Source organism: Micromonospora orduensis (assembly GCF_006228125.1).
Classification (GTDB): Bacteria; Actinomycetota; Actinomycetes; order Mycobacteriales; family Micromonosporaceae; genus Micromonospora; species Micromonospora orduensis.
This window is the reverse complement of record NZ_VDFY01000255.1, coordinates 18,339-39,467: the sequence shown is the minus strand read 5'-3', so window position 1 is coordinate 39,467 and position 21,129 is coordinate 18,339. Positions and strand designations below refer to the sequence as shown.

General features: G+C 72.7%; 26 protein-coding genes. 7 read left to right on the top strand and 19 right to left on the bottom strand.

The features are described 5' to 3' along the window. The coding region (locus FHG89_RS28405) for an AAA family ATPase (protein ID WP_139587481.1) at positions 1-1,979 on the top strand (1,979 nt) is incomplete at its 5' end. A gap of 12 nt (positions 1,980-1,991) precedes the next feature. Here the strand turns inward: FHG89_RS28405 and FHG89_RS28400 are convergent. From FHG89_RS28400 to FHG89_RS33150, 13 genes are all read right to left on the bottom strand, one after another. Beyond that, a complete protein-coding gene (locus FHG89_RS28400; RefSeq protein ID WP_139587480.1) occupies positions 1,992-2,345 on the bottom strand; it encodes a gas vesicle protein K in 354 nt (117 codons plus the stop codon). After that, positions 2,342-2,554: a gas vesicle protein gene (locus FHG89_RS28395; protein ID WP_139587479.1), complete on the bottom strand. Its 213-nt coding sequence runs from the start codon at positions 2,552-2,554 to the stop codon at positions 2,342-2,344. The genes FHG89_RS28400 and FHG89_RS28395 overlap by 4 nt, the downstream gene beginning before the upstream one ends. Continuing rightward, positions 2,551-3,369 carry a GvpL/GvpF family gas vesicle protein gene (locus FHG89_RS28390; protein ID WP_139587478.1) on the bottom strand — a complete coding sequence of 273 codons (819 nt, stop codon included), beginning with the start codon at positions 3,367-3,369 and terminating at the stop codon, positions 2,551-2,553. The genes FHG89_RS28395 and FHG89_RS28390 overlap by 4 nt, the downstream gene beginning before the upstream one ends. Continuing rightward, complete coding sequence (locus tag FHG89_RS28385) at positions 3,362-3,745, bottom strand: gas vesicle protein (RefSeq protein WP_139587477.1); 384 nt, start codon at positions 3,743-3,745, stop codon at positions 3,362-3,364. Before FHG89_RS28385 ends, FHG89_RS28390 begins: the two co-directional genes overlap by 8 nt. 1 nt (position 3,746) lies before the next feature. Next, positions 3,747-4,076 carry a gas vesicle protein GvpO gene (locus FHG89_RS28380; protein WP_139587476.1) on the bottom strand — a complete coding sequence of 110 codons (330 nt, stop codon included), beginning with the start codon at positions 4,074-4,076 and terminating at the stop codon, positions 3,747-3,749. After that, positions 4,045-4,365 carry a gas vesicle protein GvpG gene (locus FHG89_RS28375; RefSeq protein WP_139587475.1) on the bottom strand — a complete coding sequence of 107 codons (321 nt, stop codon included), beginning with the start codon at positions 4,363-4,365 and terminating at the stop codon, positions 4,045-4,047. The genes FHG89_RS28380 and FHG89_RS28375 overlap by 32 nt, the downstream gene beginning before the upstream one ends. 3 nt (positions 4,366-4,368) lie before the next feature. Next, positions 4,369-5,124: a GvpL/GvpF family gas vesicle protein gene (locus FHG89_RS28370; protein WP_139587474.1), complete on the bottom strand. Its 756-nt coding sequence runs from the start codon at positions 5,122-5,124 to the stop codon at positions 4,369-4,371. 1 nt (position 5,125) lies between these two features. Then, positions 5,126-5,476 (bottom strand): gas vesicle protein GvpJ, encoded by a 351-nt coding sequence (gene gvpJ / locus FHG89_RS28365; RefSeq protein ID WP_139587473.1) that lies wholly within the window; start codon positions 5,474-5,476, stop codon positions 5,126-5,128. After that, complete coding sequence (locus tag FHG89_RS28360; RefSeq protein ID WP_208761138.1) at positions 5,473-6,690, bottom strand: SRPBCC family protein; 1,218 nt, start codon at positions 6,688-6,690, stop codon at positions 5,473-5,475. Before FHG89_RS28360 ends, gvpJ begins: the two co-directional genes overlap by 4 nt. A 2-nt stretch (positions 6,691-6,692) precedes the next feature. Beyond that, a complete protein-coding gene (locus FHG89_RS28355) occupies positions 6,693-7,160 on the bottom strand; it encodes a hypothetical protein (RefSeq protein WP_139587472.1) in 468 nt (155 codons plus the stop codon). 278 nt (positions 7,161-7,438) lie between these two features. Then, a complete protein-coding gene (locus FHG89_RS28350; RefSeq protein WP_139587471.1) occupies positions 7,439-7,948 on the bottom strand; it encodes a GNAT family N-acetyltransferase in 510 nt (169 codons plus the stop codon). A gap of 141 nt (positions 7,949-8,089) precedes the next feature. Next, complete coding sequence (locus FHG89_RS28345) at positions 8,090-8,974, bottom strand: hypothetical protein (RefSeq protein WP_139587470.1); 885 nt, start codon at positions 8,972-8,974, stop codon at positions 8,090-8,092. Beyond that, positions 8,943-9,101 (bottom strand): hypothetical protein, encoded by a 159-nt coding sequence (locus tag FHG89_RS33150; protein WP_167517543.1) that lies wholly within the window; start codon positions 9,099-9,101, stop codon positions 8,943-8,945. Before FHG89_RS33150 ends, FHG89_RS28345 begins: the two co-directional genes overlap by 32 nt. A gap of 241 nt (positions 9,102-9,342) precedes the next feature. On the opposite strand from FHG89_RS33150, the gene FHG89_RS28340 reads away from it, so the two are divergent. Continuing rightward, entirely contained in the window at positions 9,343-9,558 is a 216-nt protein-coding gene (locus tag FHG89_RS28340; RefSeq protein ID WP_139587469.1) for a hypothetical protein, read from the top strand. Between the two features lie 6 nt (positions 9,559-9,564). On the opposite strand, the gene FHG89_RS28335 is transcribed toward FHG89_RS28340, so the two are convergent. The 4 genes from FHG89_RS28335 to FHG89_RS28320 all read right to left on the bottom strand — a co-directional run bounded on the left by FHG89_RS28335 (position 9,565) and on the right by FHG89_RS28320 (position 13,012). Beyond that, complete coding sequence (locus FHG89_RS28335; RefSeq protein ID WP_139587468.1) at positions 9,565-9,978, bottom strand: DUF3263 domain-containing protein; 414 nt, start codon at positions 9,976-9,978, stop codon at positions 9,565-9,567. 104 nt (positions 9,979-10,082) lie between these two features. After that, positions 10,083-11,099 carry an ABC transporter permease subunit gene (locus FHG89_RS28330; RefSeq protein WP_139587467.1) on the bottom strand — a complete coding sequence of 339 codons (1,017 nt, stop codon included), beginning with the start codon at positions 11,097-11,099 and terminating at the stop codon, positions 10,083-10,085. Beyond that, on the bottom strand, positions 11,096-12,106 hold the full coding sequence (locus FHG89_RS28325; protein WP_139587466.1) for an ATP-binding cassette domain-containing protein: 1,011 nt from the start codon (positions 12,104-12,106) through the stop codon (positions 11,096-11,098). Before FHG89_RS28325 ends, FHG89_RS28330 begins: the two co-directional genes overlap by 4 nt. A 120-nt stretch (positions 12,107-12,226) precedes the next feature. Further along, a complete protein-coding gene (locus tag FHG89_RS28320; RefSeq protein WP_139587465.1) occupies positions 12,227-13,012 on the bottom strand; it encodes a DeoR/GlpR family DNA-binding transcription regulator in 786 nt (261 codons plus the stop codon). A gap of 199 nt (positions 13,013-13,211) precedes the next feature. Between FHG89_RS28320 and FHG89_RS28315 the strand changes: the two genes are divergently transcribed. The 3 genes from FHG89_RS28315 to nagA are packed head-to-tail and all read left to right on the top strand — an operon-like array spanning position 13,212 to position 16,274. Further along, a complete protein-coding gene (locus tag FHG89_RS28315) occupies positions 13,212-14,141 on the top strand; it encodes an SIS domain-containing protein (RefSeq protein WP_139587464.1) in 930 nt (309 codons plus the stop codon). A 55-nt stretch (positions 14,142-14,196) separates the two neighbouring features. Next, on the top strand, positions 14,197-15,168 hold the full coding sequence (locus FHG89_RS28310; RefSeq protein WP_139587463.1) for an ROK family protein: 972 nt from the start codon (positions 14,197-14,199) through the stop codon (positions 15,166-15,168). After that, positions 15,165-16,274: an N-acetylglucosamine-6-phosphate deacetylase gene (nagA, locus tag FHG89_RS28305; protein WP_139587462.1), complete on the top strand. Its 1,110-nt coding sequence runs from the start codon at positions 15,165-15,167 to the stop codon at positions 16,272-16,274. The genes FHG89_RS28310 and nagA overlap by 4 nt, the downstream gene beginning before the upstream one ends. Before the next feature lie 56 nt (positions 16,275-16,330). Here the strand turns inward: nagA and FHG89_RS28300 are convergent, their stop codons facing one another. Then, positions 16,331-17,542 carry a DUF4032 domain-containing protein gene (locus tag FHG89_RS28300; protein WP_425280228.1) on the bottom strand — a complete coding sequence of 404 codons (1,212 nt, stop codon included), beginning with the start codon at positions 17,540-17,542 and terminating at the stop codon, positions 16,331-16,333. Between the two features lie 132 nt (positions 17,543-17,674). Here FHG89_RS28300 and FHG89_RS28295 point away from each other — a divergent pair, with 132 nt between their 5' ends. Further along, on the top strand, positions 17,675-18,412 hold the full coding sequence (locus FHG89_RS28295; protein ID WP_208761139.1) for a phosphatase PAP2 family protein: 738 nt from the start codon (positions 17,675-17,677) through the stop codon (positions 18,410-18,412). Between the two features lie 9 nt (positions 18,413-18,421). After that, positions 18,422-19,657: an APC family permease gene (locus FHG89_RS28290; RefSeq protein ID WP_139587459.1), complete on the top strand. Its 1,236-nt coding sequence runs from the start codon at positions 18,422-18,424 to the stop codon at positions 19,655-19,657. A 38-nt stretch (positions 19,658-19,695) separates the two neighbouring features. Here the strand turns inward: FHG89_RS28290 and FHG89_RS28285 are convergent, their stop codons facing one another. Next, positions 19,696-21,120, bottom strand: coding sequence for a WD40 repeat domain-containing protein (locus FHG89_RS28285; protein WP_139587458.1), 1,425 nt, complete (start codon positions 21,118-21,120; stop codon positions 19,696-19,698). Positions 21,121-21,129 lie beyond the last annotated feature (9 nt).

Genomic DNA, 21,129 nt, shown 5'->3' with positions numbered 1-21,129 from the left:
ACGGCGGTCAGGTACGGGTGGGCCCGATGCCGCTGACGGGGGCGGGTCGGGTCGTCCTGCGTGGCCCGGTGGGGGTGGTGGCGGCGGTCAGCCCGGAGATGCTCCGGCTCGCCCTGCTGGGCAAGGTGGTCACCGTCGGCGACGACGTGTCGCTGTTGCCGCAGGATGTGCTGCCGGACGCCTCGGTACGCAGCCTGGTCGAGGCGGCCCGTCGCAGTCTCGCCAACACGGTCGGCTTCGCCTGGACGAGCACGCTGCTCACCGTGGTCGCTGTGGAACCGGCCGCCGGTGCGCTGGTCACCATGGACACCCTTGTCGGCTGGGAGCACGGGCCGGCCACGCACGACGCGCCCATCCCGGCCGCCGCCGCGCCGGTCCGGGCGAGCGGCACGGCCCCGCAGGCTGTTCTGGCCGACGACGCCCCGGACGTGGACGAACTGCCCGGTCTGCGGCCCCAGGCCGAGGAGCTGACCGAACTGCTCGACCTCGGCTTCCACCACCGGGAGGTGCTCGGGCGGCTCGGCACCACCATCTCGCTGGGCGTGCTGCTCGGCGGGCCGGCCGGCTCCGGCAAGTCGGCGCTGGTCCGGGCGGTGGCGGCCCGCGTCGGCGCCCGCGTGCACCCGCTGTGGGCGCCCGAGCTGGCCGCGCTGACCAACCAGGCCGCCGCGGACCGGCTGCGCGCCGCGGCGACGGCGGTACGCGCCGACGGACCGGCGGTGCTGCTGGTCACCGACGTGGAGGCACTCGCTCCGGCCGACGAGCCCGGCCCGGTGGCGACCGTGTTCCGGCAGGTGCTCGCCGAGACCATCAGGGCCGGTGCCGCCGTGGTGTGCACCACCAGCCGACCGGAGGCGGTCGACCCGGCCCTGCGCACGCCGGACCTGCTGTCGCTGCGGATCAGCATCCCGCTGCCCGACCCGGCGCTGCGCCGCGAACAACTCACCGTGCTGACCCGCCAGGTGCCGCTCGCCGACGACGTACGGCTGGACGAGGTGGCCGCGCGTACCCCCGGCTTCGTCGCGGCGGACCTGGCCGCGTTGGTCCGCGAGGCCGGGGTACGCGCCGCGCTGCGGCAGAAGGTGGCCGAGACGCCGACGGTGTCGATGGGTGACTTCACCGCCGCTCTGGAGGTGGTCCGGCCGACCACGATGGCCGCGTCCACCCTGGAGGTGGCCTCGGTGACCCTGGACGACGTCGGCGGTCTGGGCGAGGTCAAGCAGACGTTGACCGAGTCGGTGCTGTGGCCGCTGACCTACCCGGACACGTTCGCCCGGCTCGGTGTGCAGCCACCGCGCGGCGTGCTGCTCTACGGGCCGCCCGGCTGCGGCAAGACGTACCTGGTGACCGCGCTGGCCGGGTCGGGACGGGCGAACGTCCTCTCGGTGAAGGGCGCCGAACTGCTCTCCAAGTGGGTGGGCGAGAGCGAACGCGCCGTCCGCGAGCTGTTCCGCCGGGCCCGGGAGGCGGCCCCGACGCTGATCTTCCTGGACGAGGTGGACGCGCTCGCGCCGGTGCGCGGCCAGGCCACCGACGGCGGCACCACGGACCGGGTCGTCGCCGCGCTGCTCACCGAGTTGGACGGGGTGGAGACCCTGCGCAACGTCGTGGTGGTCGGCGCGACGAACCGGCCGGACCTGGTCGACCCGGCGCTGCTGCGGCCGGGGCGCATGGAACGGCTGGTCTACGTGCCGCCACCGGATCCGGGCGCGCGGGCGGACATCCTGCGGGCCGCCTCCCGGCACGTGCCGCTGGCACCGGACGTCGACCTGGCCGCCCTCGGCGACGAGCTGGTCGGCTTCTCGGCGGCGGACTGCGCGGCGCTGGTCCGGGAGGCGGCGCTGGCCGCGATGCGCGAGTCGTTGACCGCCGCGACGGTCACCGCCGCGCACGTGGCGACCGCCCGGCAACGGGTACGCCCGTCGCTGGACCCGGCCCAGGTCGCCTGGCTGGCCGCGTACGCCGCCGGCCGGGGATAGGTCACCGCGTGGTCAGTCCGTGGGCAGGAGCGGGCCGAGCGGCCCGAGGTCCAGGTTCAGGTCCTCCGGCGCCAGCCCGAAGTGTTCGCGCAGACCCACCATCTGCTCCTCCAGGGCCATCAGCGTCACCCCGATGCGCTCCACCTGCTCCTCGGTGAGGTCACCGAGGTCCACCCGGCGCAGTGCCTGCCGCTCCATCAGCTGACGCAGCAGCTCGACGACGGTGAGCACCAGGCTCGCCAGTCCCCGCTCGACCGAGTCCCGGTCCACCGAGATCCGGCGGTCCAGCGGGGTCACCCGGGGCGGCTGCCACGACGTGGAGCCCAGCGCGGCGGCCAGTTCCGTCGCCTCGTCCCGCCCGGTCATCCGGCGTCCTCCTGCTGCGGCAGCGCGCCGACCGACGCGACGAGCGCACGCAGCGAGATCCGGACCAGGTCCACGTCGGCGACGGCCAGGGTGATGTCACCGCTGATCACCACGCCGGTGGCGAGGACCCGGTCGAGCAGGTCGACCAGGGCGACCGGCCGGTACGCCAGCGGGTCGTCCGCGCTGTTGGGCGCGAGTGAGGTGGTCACCCCGCCTCCCGTACGGTGAGCGCGGGCTCCGCCCGTTCCGCCACGAAGGAGTACGCCGGCCACGGCCCGGTCAGCTCCAGACGAAGGCCCGGATGTCGACCGCCCAACGAGCCGACCAGCTCGGTGAAGCGGGGCAGCGCCGCGACGTCGACCAGGTACGCCCCGTTGAGCACCATCGTCGCGGACGCCCCGGACAGCCGCCGGTCCTGCGGCGCGTGCCGCCGGCCCGCCACGGCCAACTCGCACAGGGCGCTGTGCACCGCGTCCGCAGCCGCGCCCGCCACCTGCAGGTGCTCCTCCCGGCTGGTCAACTGGGCACGTCGGCGCCGCAGGTACGCCGTCCCCACCCCGCCACGCCCGGTCGTTTCGGCGTCCACGGTGGCCGCTCCCGGCGCCAGGTAGCCCTTGACGCCCCACTCCCCGCGCCCGGTCAACCGGTCCAGGGTGGCGACAAGTTCGGCGCGGTGGGCGCCGAGAGAGCCGGCCACCCGCTCGTCGTCCGTGTGCACTGTGGCGAGCCGGGCCGGCACCACCGGGCCTCGCCGGGCCAGCGCCTCGACCACCGCGTGGTGCGCCCGGGCCGCCCGCTCCAGCCACGCCAGATCCTCCAGGTTGCGGCGTATCGGCTCCTCGCCGTACTCGTCCAGCGGAGCGGTGCTGACCACGGCCACCAGCCCGGCGGCGGACACCGCGCGGACCGGGGCGCCGTCCATCCCGGGGATCGCCGCCAGTGTCGCCGGCTCGGCGTGCCGGGCCACGCCGTGCAGCCAGGCACCGGACGCCGGGGCGGGCCGGGCCACGGCCACCTCAACCATCCAGTTCACCCCACTCCTCCGCTTCGGCATCCCGGCGTAGCGCCCGGGCCGCCACCCGGGGCCGCCGCTCCGCTTCGACCTCCTCCGGGTCACGCGGGCCCGGCTCGACCGGGGGCCGAGCGCGGGAGCTGAGCCACGGGTCGTGCTCCCACCAGTCGATGCCGATCTGGCGTGCGGTGTCGACCGACGCGATGACCAGTCGCAGCTTCAGCGTCAGCAGCTCGATGTCGAGCAGGCTGACCCGGATGTCGCCGGCGATGACGATGCCCCGGTCGAGCACCCGCTCCAGGATGTCGCCCAGGTTGGCCGGCTCGTGGCCGGCGGGCAGGACCTGGCCGGAGTTCTGCACCACCGACGGCGGCTGCGCAGCGGTCATCTCAGCCCACCTCACCCTTTCCGCGCTGATAGCGCCGCACCCGTCGGTAGCCGAGCAGGCTCCCCTCGATGTCCAGCTCCACCTCGTAGAGCCCGAGCAGGTCGATCGAGGTGGGGATCCGGCGCGCCTCCACCACCTCCACCCCGACGAGCCAGCCGTCCTCGGTGGCCTCCAGGGACGTGGTGACGGACGGCTCGCGGCCGGTCAGCTCGACCAGTTGCCGCAGCCCCGCCCGGGCCGCCTCGGCCGCCGACACCGGCTCCACGTACTCGTCGTCGGGGTAACCCTCGGCGGCCGGGTCACGCCGCCGGGCCTGGGCGTCGTCGGTCATGGCGCACTCCCTTCTCGCGTGCGGGGCCGCGCCGAGCCGGGCTCGGCCTCGCACCGGGGCGGGCCGGCCCCCCGGTCAGCCGGCCAAGCACCCGCTGCTCGGCCCGGTCGCGTTCCTCCGCGCTGAGCTCACCGGCCGCCACGGCGGCATCCAGCTCCTCCAGCTCGCGGCGGACGTTCACCGGGTTCCGCTGCCGCGCCTCGGCTTCGCGGGCGACCACTCCGACCACCGCGGTCAGCCCGCGCACCGGGGCGTACGGCAGGGTCAGCAGCGCCCAGAGCAGGTCCACCGGTCAGCCCGCCAACTGGTGGGCGCCGACGAAGTCGTACGGGGCGAGCGGCCCGAGCAGCCGCAGCCGCAGCAGACCCCGGCGGTCCTGCGCGTACGCCTCCAGCGCGTCCACCAGGGCCGCCTCGCGGTCGGTGTCCACCAGCAGGGCCGCGTGGGCCGCGTCCATCTCGTGGCTGGGCGGACGCAGTTGCGTGGAGACGACGAACTCGGCAGTGACGTCGAGCAGCCGGCGGTTCTCCGCCTCGCGGCGCAGCTCAACCGCCTGGCTGATCAACTCCCCGAGCCGGATCCGCGGTTCACGGGTGGCCGCCTCGGCGCGACCACGCACCTGCTCGGCGAGACTGGCGGCCGCCGGATTCTCGTCGAGGATGCCGCGCAGCAACGCCCGCTCGTCGAAGCGCCCGTGCACGACGTACTGCACCCGGCCCTCGAACTCGGCCAGCGCGGCGGCGAACCGGTCGTGGTGCGGTCGCAGCAGGTCGAGCACCGCGTCCGGGCCGGTGACCACGGTGCCGAACCGCACCGGCAGCACCGGCGCCACCGCCGCAGTGCCGTCCAGCAGGTCCTGGTACGCCCGCAGGTCCGTCGACCGTCCGAGCGGCGCGTCCAGGGGCACCGGGCTGACCAGGGCGGCGACGTCTCCGTGCCGGATCACCGTCACCTCGCCGGGCGGGTCGCCGACCCCGGCGGCGTCGGGCGTCGCCTCCACATCGGCCGGCACCAGCCCGTAGACGAACAGTCCCGTCTCGTCAGCCATCTCAGCCCCTCCCCAGGTCCCGCACACCGCCGGCGGCACCACCGACCGAGCCGGCGGCGTCCCGGACGGCACCGGTGACACCACCGAGGAGGCCGGACAGTCCCTCGCCCTCCTCCGGGGCGATGTCCAGCCGGTCGACCGCCTCGGCGAACCGCAGGTACGTCTCGATGCTCGCCACCACCACCCGGGCGTCGATCTCCACCAGAGGGATGCCGACGACCCCGACCGTCACCTGCGCGTCGATCACCACGCCCTTGTCGAGGACGGTCTCCACCACGTCGGCGAGTCCGCCGGCGGAACCCACCCGTTCCAGGGTCCCGCCGACGGCGTCATCGCCCGGCACCAGCGTCACTCGTCCTCCTCCCGGCGGCGGCGCACCACGGGTCGGCGCGGCGGCTCCGGTCCACGTCGGACGGGCGGCCGGGGTCGCTGCGGCTCCTCGCGCGGCTGGGCGCGCCGGGCCCGGTCGGGCACCCGGCGGCGGGGTGGCGGCGGAGGCTCCTCGTCGGGCTCGTCCGCGTACCCCTCGTCGTAGCCGTCCTCGTACGCCTCGTACTCCTCGTCGTACTCCGGCTCGACCGGCCGCCGGGGCGGCCGTTGACGCAGTCGCCCGCCCGGCCGGCGGCGCGGCTCCTCCTCGGCCGGCTCCTCCTCCGCGTACTCATCGGCCTCGGTGTCGGCCCGGTTCCCGCCGCGTCGGTCCCCGCCGCGCTCGCGCTGCTCCCGCTCCTCGCGCAGGCCGGTCTCGTGGTCCTTGACCACCTGCGAGTCGCGGATCTCGCCGCGCCAGCCCTCGACCTGGTCCGGGTCGATCGCGACCTCGGTCATCACGTGTCGGACGAAGTGCTTCAACTCCAGCCGCACCCGCCGGCCCTGGGCGCGCCACAGGTTGCCGGTGTGCTCGAAGAGGCCCTGCGGGTGGTACTCCAGCACCACGAGGATGCGGGTCAGGTCCGGGGTGATCTCGTGGAAGCTGACGGTGCCGTCGACCGAGCCCTTCTCGCCCTTGGATCGCCAGTGGATGAGCTTGTCCGGCACCTGGCGGACGATTGTCGACTCCCACGTCCGGTGCGACCAGAAGACCTGCGCCTTCCAGGTCATCTTCTCGGCCGAGTCGTTCTCGGCCTGCTCGACCTTCTTCATGAAGCTCGGGAAGTCGCCGAACTGCGTCCACTGGTTGTACGCGGCCCGCACCGGCACGCCGACCTCGATCGTCTCGACGATGTTGGTGACCTTCTTCTTGGCGCCGCCCTTACCGCCCTTGCCGCCCGCGCGGCCGAGAGCCGACATCACCTTCTCCTTACCGCCGGCCACACCGGCATGCACCATCGCCTTCACCGGTGAGCCGCCCTCGGCCAGCTTCTGCGCACCCGTGGCGGCGGCGATCAGTCCGGGCCCGCCGCCCTGACGCGCGTACTCGCTGAGACGGCCTGTCGCACCGGTGATCCGCTCGGTCACCACGCTCACCGCGCGGTCACCGATCGCGCCGGCCAGGTTGCGCACCTCGTCGGCCAGTTGGCCGCGCAGCTTGTCGCCGAGCCCTCCCGGGCTGTTCTGGGCCGCCATGGTCACCGCCCCCGCCGCTGCGCGGCTTCTGCGTCGTTACGGTCGTCGGTCGCGCCGCTGTCGCCATCCGCGTCCGCACCGTTGGCGTCGGCGCCGCTCCGGCCGCCTGTGCCGTTCTGGTTGTTCCCGCTGCCCTGGTCGTCCCCGTCGCTCTGACCGCCGGAGCGGCGGCGCAGGGCGTCGGCGGAGTCGCGGAGCCGCCCGGTGAGCGCGTCGACGCCACTGCCGGCGGCGGCGGTCGCGGCCGCCCGGCCGGCGTTCACCAGCGGACCTCCGAGCCGGCTCAGGTTGCCCAGTTGGGCGGACGACTGCAACGCGTCACTGCCCCGCTTCAGCAGACCGCCCGGGTCCCTGCTCGCCCGGCCGGCGGCGACCGCCGCGGCCAGGGTGAGCGCCGTACGCAGCCTGCGGCGGCGGCCCAGCAGGTAGCCGAAGCCCAGCGCAAGCCCGATTCGTGTTCCGGTCTTCATCAGGTCTCCCTCGCTCCCCGGTGGGTCCGGACGTCTGCCCGGTGCGGGCCGGAGCAGGGCCACCCGGGAACAGCGCGAACCGTGCCGAGGATCAGACGTCCCGTTTCTGTGGACCCGGCGGGCAGTACCCGGCGGCATTACTCCGAAACCGCTACGACAATTTCCGTCGACGATGGGAGAAAGGCATTCGGAAAGGCGGCACCGGAAGGCCGGAACCGGACTTCAGGGCGGTGACGAGCAGGGAGAACGCCAGCAATGGTGAAGCGTGAAGGACCGGCTCAGAAAGCCGGGGGAGTCGAATCGAGGCAGATTTCGGCGTGCACCCTGCCGTCGTTTTCGCGCAGTTTCGCACCGCATTTTTCGAGTACGGAGACCGCACCGATGTTGTCCGGGGTCGTCTCGGCCATCACGGCCCGCATCCCGGCCCGCGCGGCGGCGTTCAGCAACTCGCGCAGGGCGACGGGACCGATCCCCTGGCCCCGCGCCGAGCGTCCCAGCCACATCCCGGTCTCCACCGTGCCCGGCTCGTCACAGCGCGTCATCCGGATCATGCCGACGACCTCGCCGCCAACGAGGATCGCGTACATCTGGGAGCCGGTCGGACCGTCCAGTCCACCGAAACTCGCCCGGTGGAACTCGCGGAACGCCTCCCGACGGGCGAGCGACCAACCGGCGGGAGCCTCCACCGGGGGCATCACGTCATCCGGCTCGGCCTCGGCAGCCGCTACGGAGAGCAACGGCTCCAGGTTCTGCTCGTCCACCGGCTCCAGCCGGACCGCACCCGCCACGTGCCGCAGTCTGCCGGCCTCATCGGCCGAAGTCCACCCCATTGGACATCCACTGGCGGTCCGGTCACCGGTACCGGCCGGTCGGGCGGCGTGGGTGTTTCTCCTCACGCTCCGCTGTCACCCGTCGGTGTGACAGCAGGCTCAGAACTCGCAGAACACCACCGAGGCGTCGTCGGTGGCCTTGTGCCGCCGCAGCCGGTCGGGGTGGTCGCGCTCCGCGGCGCGGACCCGGTCGAGCAGCGCGCCCGGCCCGTCGGCGCTCAGCAGGTCGAGCAGACCGGTCCAGTCGGTCAGGCCGAACTGCTCGACCGCGCTGGACGCGCCGTCGCTGAGCAGCGCCGCCCGGCGCACCGCCCCCGGACCGTGCCGGGGCAGCGTGCCGGTCACCGCGTGGAACGCCGCATCCGGATCGGCTGCCGCCACCCAGTAGCCGTGCGTACGGTTCATCCGCTCCCGCTGGACGGCCACCGCGTGCCGGAACCGGGTGACGGGGTCGGCGGGTCCGGCCGGCACGGTGGCGACCGTACGGCGCAGCTCCGCCATCGCCGTCTCCAGCCGGTCGTCGGTCACCACGCCGACCTGCCCGCCGGCGTCCAGCACCAGTGGGCTGTCGCAGAGCACCAGGTAGTCGACCTGGTCGCCGCAGTCCCGAAGCAGGCACACAGTGCTCGACGGGGTGCCCGGATGATCAAGGTCGCACTGCCCGCCGTGGTCGGCCCGCACGGCGAGGATGGCCGCTGCCAGATTGCTTGTCAGCCGGGCCGCCGGCCGGGCCGCCTCGGCCACACCGAGTCGGGCGGCCAGATGCCGGACGTACCACTCGGGCCCGTGCACGCAGCCGGTGTCGAACCCGTCCGGCACTGTCGCGCCGTCCAGCACACCCACCAGCGGCCCGAACCGGAAGACCAGGTCCTCGTTGACCCCTCGGCCCGGGGCCGGCGTGGACGCGGAGCGTACCCGCATCACCGGCGCCGGCCGCGCCGCGCCGATCGGGTCAGCGCTGCCGGAGTTCGTCGGCGGCCGCATGCGCCTCCCCCCGCACCTGGCCGGCGGCCGAGCGGCCCTGGTCGCGTACCGCGGACACCCCCTGCTGGGGGGTGCACCGCACCCGACTGGGCCGCCTGCTGCCCGCGTCGCTCTGATTCGTTGTCATCATGCTCCGCTCCCCTCCTGGGTGCTCGGTCGCCTGGCGACCCGGGAACCCCTTCCGCCTACCCGCCTGGCCGGCCGACATGCCGCACGGCCTGCGGCGCGGCCCGGACCGGGCGGGCACCGAACGCGTCCAATCGACCGCCTCCGGGCGGACCCGACAGGTAGCGTCAGCAGGGGTTTACTCCGGACGGCCGGGCGGGGGCGAAACGGGCTGAACCGCCCACAGCGACAGGGGGATCGCGATGTTGCAGCGGTTGCACGAGTCAGGGCTCAAGGCGGATCACATGTACATGGCCGGCTTCGTCAGCATCGGCCTCTCGTTCACCAGCTGGTTTCTCTCGAAGCACCTGGAGCGGGCCGGCGTGGCGCGAGCCGACCGGTGGGGCATCTTCATCGGCGAGTGGGCCCCGACGTTCTTCGCCATCGGTAACGGTCTACAGGGGTACGAGAAGAAGTAGCTGCCGTCAGCGGCGGCGGTTGCGGCCGCGCGACGAGCGCAGCCGGCGGAGCCGGCCGATCAGCACAGGGTCGGCGGCGAGGGCCGCCGGGTTGTCGAGCAGTCCGTTGAGCAGCTGGTAGTAGCGGGTCGAGGAGACCCCGAAGGTGTCCCGGACGGCCTGCTCCTTGGCGCCGGCGTGCCGCCACCACTGCTGCTCGAACGCGAGGATCGCCCGCTCCCGCGCGGTCAGCCCGGACGCCGGGTCGGAGGACCCGGCCGGCGCCGGTTCGTCGGCGGACTCATCCGGCCGCGCCGGCTCGTCGGCGGTTTCGATCGGGGGGACCGGTCGGGGAGTCGGAACGGTCGGCCCGGTGCCGCCCGCGACGTCTGCCGGACGAGCGTCGGTGGACGGCTCTGGGGCGGTGGCGTCGGCGGACATTCGCTCAGCCTAGCCAGGGAGGACCCGGGTCGCAGCAGCCGGCGCGGCGTCCACTGACGCACGAAGGCCCCCGGGGGGAGCCGGAGGCCTTCGTAGCCGATCCGTCAGGAGATGTCGCGCCGACGCATCGCCCAGAGGGCCGCGCCGAGGATCACCACCACACCTATCGAGAACAGCACGGACGACTGCTGCCAGGTGATGTCCATCGTCTCCGGTTTGCACTCGCCGTAGTAGGTCGCGTTGCAGGAGTCCCAGTTCTGCAGGGTGACCGTCTTCGTCATCCAGGCCAGCGCGTACGTGGGCAGCAGCCACGCCTCGGCGAACTTCACGCTCGCCATCGACAGCAGGATGCCCAGGCCGAACTGGCCGACCACCATCAGGGCAACGACGCCACCCAGGGCCATCGCGGTGTGCCGGCCGAGCGACGCCAGTGCGAACCCGATGGTGGTGAGCACGAGTACGAGCGCCACGCCGCGCAGCCCGGTCAGGACGAACGACTGCCAGACCCCCGAGGTCATCTTCTCGGTGCTGCCCCGGAAGGTGGCGACCGCCCAGAACCCCGCGAACCAGAGCACCGCGGCGGGCAGCGTCACCGCCAGGATGCCGGTGAGCAGCGCGGCCAGCTTGGTGAGCAGCACGGTGAGCCGCTTGGGCCGCCAGAGCAGCAGGTTCATCATGCCGCCGGTGCTCCACTCGGCGCCCACGAAGGACGCGCCGACCACGAACCCGACAAGCGCGAGGATCGCCGCGAACGGGACAAGCGTCTCGTCGAACGTCTCCCGGAAGTTGAACGTCGACGGCAGGGACCACTCCGCCTCGATCTGCTCCCGGGGCGGCGCCGTGATCACCGAGCAGTCGTCGGGGTAGCGGCCGTCGGTCGCCGTGCCGGCCTTCTTGGCCTGCTCGCACGCCGAGCGCTCCTGCTCACTCCAGCGCACCTGGTCCTGGTACTGCTGGTCGGCCTGACGTTCGGCGCGGGCGAGCTGTTCGGCGCCGATCTTCTGGTTGGTGAAGAAGACCCCGACCACCACCGCGGCCAGCACCAGCAGGCCGAGCAGCGTCATGTAACGGGTGAAGCGCCGCTTGCTGAGCCGGCGCAGCTCGGTACGAAAGAGGCTCACGCGCCCCACCCTCCCGCGGTGGCGCCGGGCTGACCGGTCCCACCGACCTTCATGGACTCGTCGACCTGCCGGTGCTGGCCGGGTACCGGTGCGGTGGCGGTCAGTTCGAGGAAGACGCTCTCCAGGTCGACGGCGATCGGAGCCAGCTCGCTGACGTAGAGGTTCTGCTCGGCGAGCAGTCGCGTCACCGAGGCCGGCTTGTCGACGCCGGCCAGCATCAGGTGGTCGGGGTGACCGGTGACCCGGATCCCCGCCCGGGTGAGCGCCTCGGTGGCCGCCGGCAGGTCGCTGACGGCCTCCAGTCGGACGCGGACCGCGCCGGAGGAGTGCTGGGCGAGCACCTCGTCGACCGGGCCGAAGGCGACCCGTCGGCCGAGCGAGATGATGGTGACCGAGTCGCAGATCAGCTGGATCTCGCCGAGGATGTGGCTGGACAGCACCACGGTCATCCCCGATTCGGCGAGGGTCCGCATCAGCGTGCGCATCTCCCGGATGCCGCCCGGGTCGAGGCCGTTGGCCGGCTCGTCGAGGATGAGCAGCTTCGGGTTCTTCAGCAGGGCGGAGGCGACGGCGAGCCGCTGCTTCATGCCCAGCGAGTACGTCTTGACCCGCTCGCCGGCCCGGTCGCGCAGCCCGACGAGTTCCAGCACCTCGTCGACCCGGGTGGCGGGCACCTCGCCCGCCCCGGCCAGCAGGGACAGCGTGTCCCGTGCCGAGAAATGCGGGAAGAACTGTGGGCTCTCCACGATCGCGCCGACCTGTCCGGCGACCGTGGGCAGCGCGTTCGGCACCTCGTGCCCGAGCAGCGTCATCCGGCCGCCATCGGGCCGGATGAGGCCGAGCAGCGTACGCAGCGTGGTGGTCTTCCCGGACCCGTTGGGGCCCAGGAAGCCGTGCACCTGCCCTGCGTCGACCCGCATGTCGAAGCCGTCGAGCGCGTTGCGGGTGCCGCGTCGACGACTCTTGTACGTCTTACGTAGACCTTCGATCTCCAGGACAGCTGGCAAGCTGCACCTCCCCCGATGGTGGGCGTGACAGCCGACACCATACGCGGTATGCAGGCGCGCGCAATACCGGGTATGCATCGACGCGCCGTACGAACTGTCAGATAGACGGAGCGTGATCGCTCAGGCGCAGATGACCTGCACGCCGGCGGCCCGGAACGCCTCCACCACCTCGGGCGCGGCGCCGTTGTCGGTCACCAGCGTCTCCACCCGCTCGACCGGGCAGATCCGGGCGAAGGCGTGACCCCCCAGCTTGGACGAGTCCGCGATGATCACGACCCGCTTGGCGCGGGCCACCATCAGGTTGTTCATCGCCGCCTCCCCCTCGTGGTGGGCGGCGGCGCCGAGCTGCGGGTCGATCGCGTCCACGCCGAGCAGCGCGATGTCCAGGGTGACCTCGCGCAGCAGCGCCCCGCCCAGCGGGCCGACCAGCTCGAACGACTTCGGACGCACCACCCCGCCGGCCACCACCACCTTCATCCGGGACCGGACCAGCAGCTCGTTCGCGATGTTCAGCGCGTTTGTCACCACGGTGAGCTGGGCACCTTCGGCGCTGGTGTTCAGATCCGGGCGGACGGCCAGCGCGCGGGCCACCTCCGTGCTTGTGGTGCCGCCGTTCAGGCCGACCACGGTGCCCGGCGTGACGAGCGAGGCGGCGGCGGCACCGATCCGCTGCTTCTCGGCCGAGTGCTTGGCCGTCTTGTAGCGCAGCGGCAGGTCGTAGGAGACACCGTTCGCGACCGCGCCGCCCCGCGTCCTCGTGATCATCTGCTGCTGGGCGAGCTGGTCGAAGTCGCGCCGGATGGTGGCCTGGGAGACGTCCAGCCGCTCGGCGGCCGCCTCGACGCTCACCCGGCCGTTGTCGGTGAGCATCTCGAGCAGGGCGTTCCATCTGGCGTACCGGTCCACCGCGGGGGCCCTCCAGAGACTGCACGGACGGTGATTGATTGCGTGCACACTAGTGCGCGAAACTGGGCTGGCGCAAAAGACCGGCCTGCGCGATCGGCTGGTCGGTTGCCACAGCCACCCGCTTTCGCGCAGAATAACGCGCGAAATGCGGGTGTTACGAGCCGTATTGCGCATCGATCGGCCCTGCGAGGAGTTTCCCATGGCGTACGTGGACGCGGAGATCGCGAGCCAACCCGACTGCTGGCGGGAGGCCGCCGAACTGGCCGGCGTGGTGCGCGGTGACCTGCCGCGCCCCGGCGAGCGGGTCGCCGTCGTCGGTTGCGGCACGTCGTGGTTCATGGCGATGGCGTACGCGGCCCGCCGCGAACAGGCCGGCCAGGGTGAGACCGACGCGTTCCAGGCGTCCGAGTTCCCTGCCGACCGCCGCTACGACCGACTGATCGCCATCACCCGCTCGGGCACCACCACCGAGGTGTTGGAGCTGCTGGCAGCGTTGCGGGGGCGTACGCCCACCACCGTCATCGTCGGCGACCCGGCGTCCCCGGCCGTCGACCTGGCCGCCGCCGCGGTGACCATGCCCTTCGCCGACGAGCGGTCGGTGGTGCAGACCCGCTTCGCCACCACCGCGTTGGCGTTGCTGCGGGCACATCTGGGCGACCCGGTGACCGCGCTCGCCGCCGACGCCGAGGTGGCGGTGCGTTCTCCGCTGCCGATCGACCCGGCCACCATCGGGCAGGCCACCTTCCTCGGTCGGGGGTGGACGATCGGCCTGGCACAGGAGGCCGCTCTGAAGTGCCGCGAGGCGGCCACGTTCTGGGCCGAGGCGTACCCGGCGATGGACTACCGGCACGGCCCCATCTCGATCGGCGCGCCCGGCCGGCTCGTGTGGGCGTTCGGCGAACTGCCCGACGGGCTGCCCGAGGACGTCGCCGCCACCGGCGCGGCCTTCGTGCACAGCCGTACGCACGGCTGGCGCACGGTGCTGGGCAGTTGGTCCACCGGTCGTACGCCTGTCGACCCGATGGCCGACCTGATCCTCGCCCAGCGCTTCGCGGTCGCGCTCGCGACCAGCCGGGGTCTCGACCCGGACGCGCCCCGCCACCTGTCCCGGTCAGTGGTCCTGGCGTGAGCGTGAGGAGTGAGCCGGGTTTGCGAGCCCCGCAGTCGCGAACCGAGATCGCGCCGTGAGCGACCGCGACGCCACGGACGTCGACCGGGTGGTCGTCGCGCTGGACGTCGGCGGCACGGGCATGAAGTGCGCCCTGGTCCGCCCGGACGGCGTAGCGGTACGCACCGAACGACACCCCACCGACGCCGCGCGCGGCCCGCAGGCCGTGATCGGCACCATCCTGGACGTGGCCCTCGGGCTCGCCGACAAGGCCCGCGCCGACGGGTTGACCCCGGTCGCGGTGGGCATCGCCGTACCCGGGGTGGTGGACGAGGCGCGCGGGGTGGCGGTCTGGTCCGCGAACGTGGGCTTCCGGGACGTACCCCTGCGGGACCTGGCGGTGTCACGGCTCGGCCTGCCCACGGCGCTCGGCCACGACGTGCGCGTCGGTGGTCTCGCCGAGGCGCGGCTCGGCGCCGGACGCGGTGCCGGACATGTGCTGTTCGTGGCCATCGGCACCGGCATCGCCGCCGCGCACGTCGTCGACGGTGTCGCCGCCGTGGGCGCGCATGGCGCGGCTGGGGAGATCGGCCACATCATGGTTCGGCCGGACGGCCCGCGGTGCGGCTGCGGCAGGCCGGGCTGTCTGGAGGCGGTGGCGTCGGCCTCCGCCATCGGCCGCCGCTACGCCGAGCTGGCCGGCGGGTCGACCGACGGCGCGGTGACCGCGGCCGAGGTGGCCGAGCGCGCGGCGGTCGGCGAACCGCTCGCCGGTCGGGTCTGGCAGGAGGCCGTCGAGGCGCTCGCGGACGGCCTGGCCTCCGGGCAGGCGTTGTTCGACGTGGCGACGATCGTGCTCGGCGGTGGCCTGGCCCAGGCCGGGGGCCTGCTGCTCAACCCCCTGCGGGCGGCGCTGCACGAGCGGATGACCTTCCACCGGGAGCCGCGGCTCGTCGCGGCGGCCCTCGGCGACGAGGCCGGTTGCCTCGGCGCCGCCCTGCTCGCCCTGGACGCCATGGGTGTCCGTGACCATCAGGAGAGACGATGACCGTACGGGTGAACGGCCGAGTGGTGACCCCGACGGGTGTCATCCGGCAGGGCTGCGTCGAGTGGGACGGTGACCGGATCACCGCGGTGGCCGAGTACCCGTCGGTGCGGGACGGGCACTGGATCCTGCCCGGCTTCGTGGACATGCACACGCACGGCGGGGGCGGGCACACCTTCACCACGGGGGACGCCGACGAGGCCCGGGCGGCGGCCGACTTCCACCTGGCGCACGGCACCACCACACTGCTGGCCAGCCTGGTGAGCGCGCCCTTCTCGCTGATGCGCGCGGCCACCGAGGCGTTCGCCCCGCTGGTCGACGAGGGCGTGCTGGCGGGAGTCCACTTCGAGGGGCCGTACCTGTCGGCCGCCCGCTGCGGGGCACAGAACCCGGAGTACCTGCGCGACCCGTCCACCGACGAGCTGACCGAGCTGATCGAGCTGGGCCGGGGCGCTGTCCGGATGGTCACCCTCGCCCCCGAGCGCGACGGTGCGCTGGAGGCCATCAAGCTGCTCACCGCGCAGCGGGTGGTGGCCGCGGTGGGGCACACCGACGCGACGTACGAGCAGACCCGGGCCGCCGTCGCCGCCGGCGCCAGCGTCGCCACCCACCTGTTCAACGGCATGCGGCCGGTGCACCACCGCGAACCGGGACCGGTGGTGGCGCTGCTCGACGCACCCACGGTCATCTGCGAACTCGTCGCCGACGGGGTGCACCTGCACGACGGGATGTTGACGTTCGTGACCGCGACCGCCGGCCCGGACCGGGCCGCGCTGATCACCGACGCGATGGCCGCCGCCGGAATGGCTGACGGCGAGTACGAACTGGGTGGCCAGGCCGTCACCGTGACCGACGGGGTGGCGCGGCTGGCCCGCGACGGCGCGATCGCCGGCAGCACCCTGACCATGGACGCCGCGCTGCGGCACGCCGTGGACGCCGGGATCCCGATCGCCGACGCCGCCCGGATGGTCGCCACCACCCCGGCCCGGGCCATCGGCCTGGGTGACCGGGTCGGCGCCCTCCAGGTGGGCCTCCGCGCAGACCTGGTGGTGCTGGACGACGACCTGAACGTGGTGCGCGTGCTGCGCGGAGGCTCCTGGGTGGAGTGACGGCGGCCGTCGCCCTGGCCGACCCGGCGCGGCCCCCGGAGCAGGCGGAGCCCAGCTCAGCCGATGGCGGGAACCTCGACGCCGAGGACGGCCTGCTCGTCGGGGCGGTGCACGAGAACGTCGGACAGGTACGACTGGACCGCGTGGCGCATGCCGACGTCCCGGCCGGCGCGCTCGGAGAGCAGCCACTTGTGCTCGATGATCTGCGCGAACAGCTCCTGCGGCTCCAGCTTGCGGCGCAGATGAGCGGGAACCGCCCGGACCACCGGCTCGAAGACCTCGGTGAGCCAGCGGTGCGCCGCCTGCTGCTCGTCGGTCAGGTCGCTCTCGGCCCGGTAGGCGTCCAGGTCGTTGAGCAGCTTGCGGGCCTGGTTCTCCTCGGCGTCCAGGCCGGTCAGCCGCAGCAGCCGCCGGGTGTGGTAGCCGGCGTCGACGACCTTCGGGCGGACCAGGTAGCGTCCGTCATCGATGGATGACATGGCCACCTCGGCGACGTCGAAGCCCAACTCGTTGAGGCGACGGATCCGACCCTCGATGTCGTGCCGCGCCTCCCGCTCGACCGCCTGCTCGTAGGTGATCTCGTGCCACAGCCGCTCGTAGCGCTGCACGACCTCCTCGCAGACCACCTCCGGGTCGATGGACTCGTGCAGCAGGCCGGCGGCCTGGAGGTCCAACGCCTCACCGAAGATGTTCACCCGGGCGATCTCCAGGTCCTCACCGCGCTGCCCGTTGGAGAGCGAGTTGTGCAGGGCGCCGGTCTCCGCGTCCACCAGGTAGGCGGCGAAGGCGCCCGCGTCCCGGCGGAACAGCGTGTTCGACAGCGAACAGTCGCCCCAGAAGAAGCCGGTCAGGTGCATCCGCACGATCAGGGCGGCGAGCGCGTCGAGCAGCCGGCTCATCGTCTCCGGACGCAGGGTGTGCGAGAAGAGCGCCCGGTACGGCAGCGAGAACTGGAGGTGCCGGGTGATCAGCACCGATTCGAGGGGTTCCCCGTCCTCGGTCTGCCGGTCGGCGACGACCGCCACCGCCTCCACCGACGGGAAGTCGATCCGCTCGAGCGCCCGCAGCAGGTCGTACTCCCGCTCGGCGATCCGCTCGCGGGTCTCCTTGAACGCGTACACGTAGTCGCCCAACCGGACGAACCGGACAATGTGTCGGGAGATGCCCTGGGGCAGGGCGACCAGGTGCTGGGCAGGCCACTCCTCCAGCGGTGTCGACCAGGGCAGGTCGAGCAGCGCCGGGTCAACGAGGGCAGACGTGATCCGCACGGGCACAAGCATGACGCCTCGCCCCCCGCATCCGCCTCACATCGTGGTTGGGCCCACAGCGCCGAACACCCCGGCCTCACGCCGGGCCGGTAGCGTGGTCGCGTGCTCAAACCCACGGCGGTACGACGTGACCTGCGACTACGGCCCGTCCGCCCGGCCGGCTGGTGGTTCGACGCGCTGCTGCTGGTCGGGTTGGTCGGGTTGACGGTGGCGCTCGCCGCCGACCAGCTCTTCGGGTTGGACCGGGCGGTCGCCGACTGGGCCGACGGGCATCGACCGGCGGTCGCCTACTGGGTGGCCCGGGTATTCAACCTGCTCGGTCAGGGCACTCCACTGACCTTGATCGCCGCAGGGCTGGGCGCGCTGCTGGCCGTCCGGCTGCGGTCGGTGCGGCCGATCCTGCCGCCGGTGGTCGGGTTCGTGCTGACCTACCTGACGATCGGTCCGCTGAAGGTCTGGACCGCGCGGGCAGCGCCGAGCGCGAGCATCAAGGAACCGTTCCTGCCGCCCGAGCAGACCCTGCCGCTGTTCCACGACGACCTGCCGGTCCGATTCGCCCAGTCCTACCCGTCGGGGCACGTCGCCAACGCCATCGTCTGGTACGGCGTCATCGCACTGCTGCTCGCCCCGCTGGCCCGCAGCTTCGGCCGGCACCTACCGGCTCGGCTCGTCACCGTGATCCGCATCGTGCCGCCGCTTGTCGTCCTCAGCACCACCACCTACCTCGGCTGGCACTGGCTGACCGACTCGGTGGCCGGTCTGCTGCTGGGGCTGTTCCTGGACCGGCTGCTGCACCGGGTGCCCTGGGACGATCTGCCGCTCCCCGGCCGGCTACGCCAATGGGACCGGCCGTTCACCTCGCACCCCTAGGCTTGGCCAGTGGATCAACTGGCACGGCGGCTCGGCGTACCCGATGCGGTTGTCATCGGGTTGGGTTCGATGCTCGGCGCGGGCGTCTTCGTGGTCTTCGGTCCGGCCGCGGCGGCGGCCGGCGGTGCCGGCCTGCTGCCAGCGCTGGTGCTCGCCGGCTTCATCGCCTTCTGCAACGCGACAAGCTCGGCGCGGCTGGCGGCCCGCTACCCGGAGTCCGGCGGCACCTACGTCTACGGCCGGGAACGCCTCGGACCGTTCGCCGGTTTCGTGGCCGGCTGGGGGTTCGTGGTCGGCAAGACGGCGAGCTGCGCGGCGATGGCGTTGACCATCGGGGCGTACCTGTGGCCAGGGCAGGCCCGGCAGGTCGCCGTCGGCGCGGTGCTCGCGGTGACCGCCGTGAACCTGCGTGGCATCGGCAAGACGGCCACCGCCACGAAACTGCTGGTCGCGCTCGTGCTCGCGGTGCTCGCCCTGGTCGCCGTCGTCGGCATCGTGGGCGGGCCGGTGCACCTGGATCGACTGACCGACCCCGGCGGCTCCGCGCGGGGCGTACTCACCGCCGCTGGGCTGCTGTTCTTCGCCTTCGCCGGGTACGCCCGGATCGCCACGCTCGGCGAGGAGGTCCGCGACCCGCAGCGGACCATCCCCCGGGCCGTGCCGCTGGCGCTCGGGGCGGTGCTCGCCATCTACCTGGTACTGGCCGTGGTCACGCTCGGCGTGCTCGGCGCCGACCGGCTGGCCGGATCCGCCGCGCCCCTGGTCGACGTGGTGACCGCCGCCGGGCTCCCCGGCCTGGCCTGGGTGGTCCGCGCCGGGGCCACCATCGCCGTCGTCGGGGTGCTGCTGTCCCTCGTCGCCGGGGTCGGCCGGACCACCCTCGCGATGGCCCGCCGCCGCGACCTGCCCGGCGCACTGGCCGCCGTGCACCAGGTACACCAGGTGCCACACCGCGCCGAACTGGCCGTGGCCGCCGTGGTGATCGTGGTGGTGCTGCTCGGCGACGTAGGCCACGCGATCGGCTTCTCCAGCTGCACCGTGCTCGTCTACTACGCGATCACCAACGCGGCGGCGCTCACCCTGGGCCGCGACCCCGACCGGCGGCTGCCGGTCCAGGTCCTCGCCGCTCTCGGACTGATCGGGTGCCTACTGCTCGCGGTCAACCTGCCCCTGAGCAGCGCCCTCACCGGCTTCGGCGCGCTCGCCCTGGGTACTGCCTGGTACGCGCTACGGACACGCCTCTGACCCGCCAAGGCGCCCTGCCCCTCAGCCCCGCTTCTTCGTCACGCCGAGTTGATGCTGTCAATTATTTCCGCCACCAAGGAGGCGGTACCCGGTGCGGGCGCGACTTCCATCTCCCGATAGAGGACGCCCAGTCCCGACCGCGCCACCTCCCGGCAGGCTTCCTCGAGAGCGGGCCGCCCCTCCAGAGCCTCGGTGTAGTAGGACTCTCCATCCACAAAGGTGGCCAGCAAATCGAGGAGAGCCCGTCTCGCCGGGATCGAAAGTCGCTCCTCCGCGAGCGCCGCGATGATCATCGAGGTCACCGGCACGGCCGCCTCGAACAGCATGCCTTGAATCTCAACGTCGTTCACGAGCCCGCGCGCCTGGACTTCGTCCTCCGACTGCGCGCGAACAAGGTCGGCGAAACTGCCCGGAACATGCCGCGCACCACGGGGACATCCGCAACGAATCGTCTCCCAGTCCTGGCGCATGGCTTCGAGCTGCCACGCTCGCTCTTCCTGTGCGAGCGGGATGTCCACGGACGCCGGGCGGCATCGGACGCGGTGACCCAGCCTGCCGTCCGCGACGGTCCAGCGGGCGACCACCGCATCTCCGTCACAGGCGCTGAGTTGCGACCCGTCGGGCGAAAACGCGAGGTGGAGAATCTTCCCGTTCAAGCCCCGCAGTATGTGCAGCAGCCGGCCGCTCTCTACATCCCAGACGCGAATGGCGCGGTCGTCGCCGCCGGTGGCGACAAGGCGTCCGGAAGGGTCGAGGGCAACAGCGGCAATCGTGCCAACATGGCCCACCAACTCCAGGGCCGCCGACTCACCTCTCCATAGGTGGAGAACACCGCGGTTGTCACCGGCGGCTACGACGCCGGAGTCAGCAGCGGCCAACGCTCCGATCGGCCTACCACCCTCACCCACCCTCAGCACCCGCACAACACGCGCGACAGACGGTTCCCACTCGACGACCGCCCCCGCGTGAGTAGCGATGACGAGTCGGTCGCCGCCGTGGGCGAAGGCGAGAGCGCGGACGATGCTGGGCCGACCCCCCTGACTCAGTTCGTCTCGTGTGAGCCGGACGAGTTCCTGCCCCCCATCGGCATTCCACGCCACCAAGGTGCCATCTTCGCCAGCGGCAGCGACGAACCGACCGGACCTGTCCCACCCCACCGCCCAGCACGAGCCCGGCAGGGGTGCAAACCTGCGGACCCTCCGACCGGACGCCGCCACGATCGCCACCTGCCCGTCAGCACTTCCCGCCACGATGTGTTCTCCGTCGGGAGAGAAAGCCAACGAGCGAACGCCGGCGGCAGGGAGATCCAGTCTGATGGGAGGCTCATTCGACTGAACGTCCCATACGAGGACCCCTGAGTCGTCGGCAACAGCCACACTCCTGGCGTCGTGAGACAAGGCCGCAGCGCGAACGAAGGGAACCCTCTCGAACATCTGAGCTCTCATCGTTCGCGCTGCGTCCATCTCTCGATC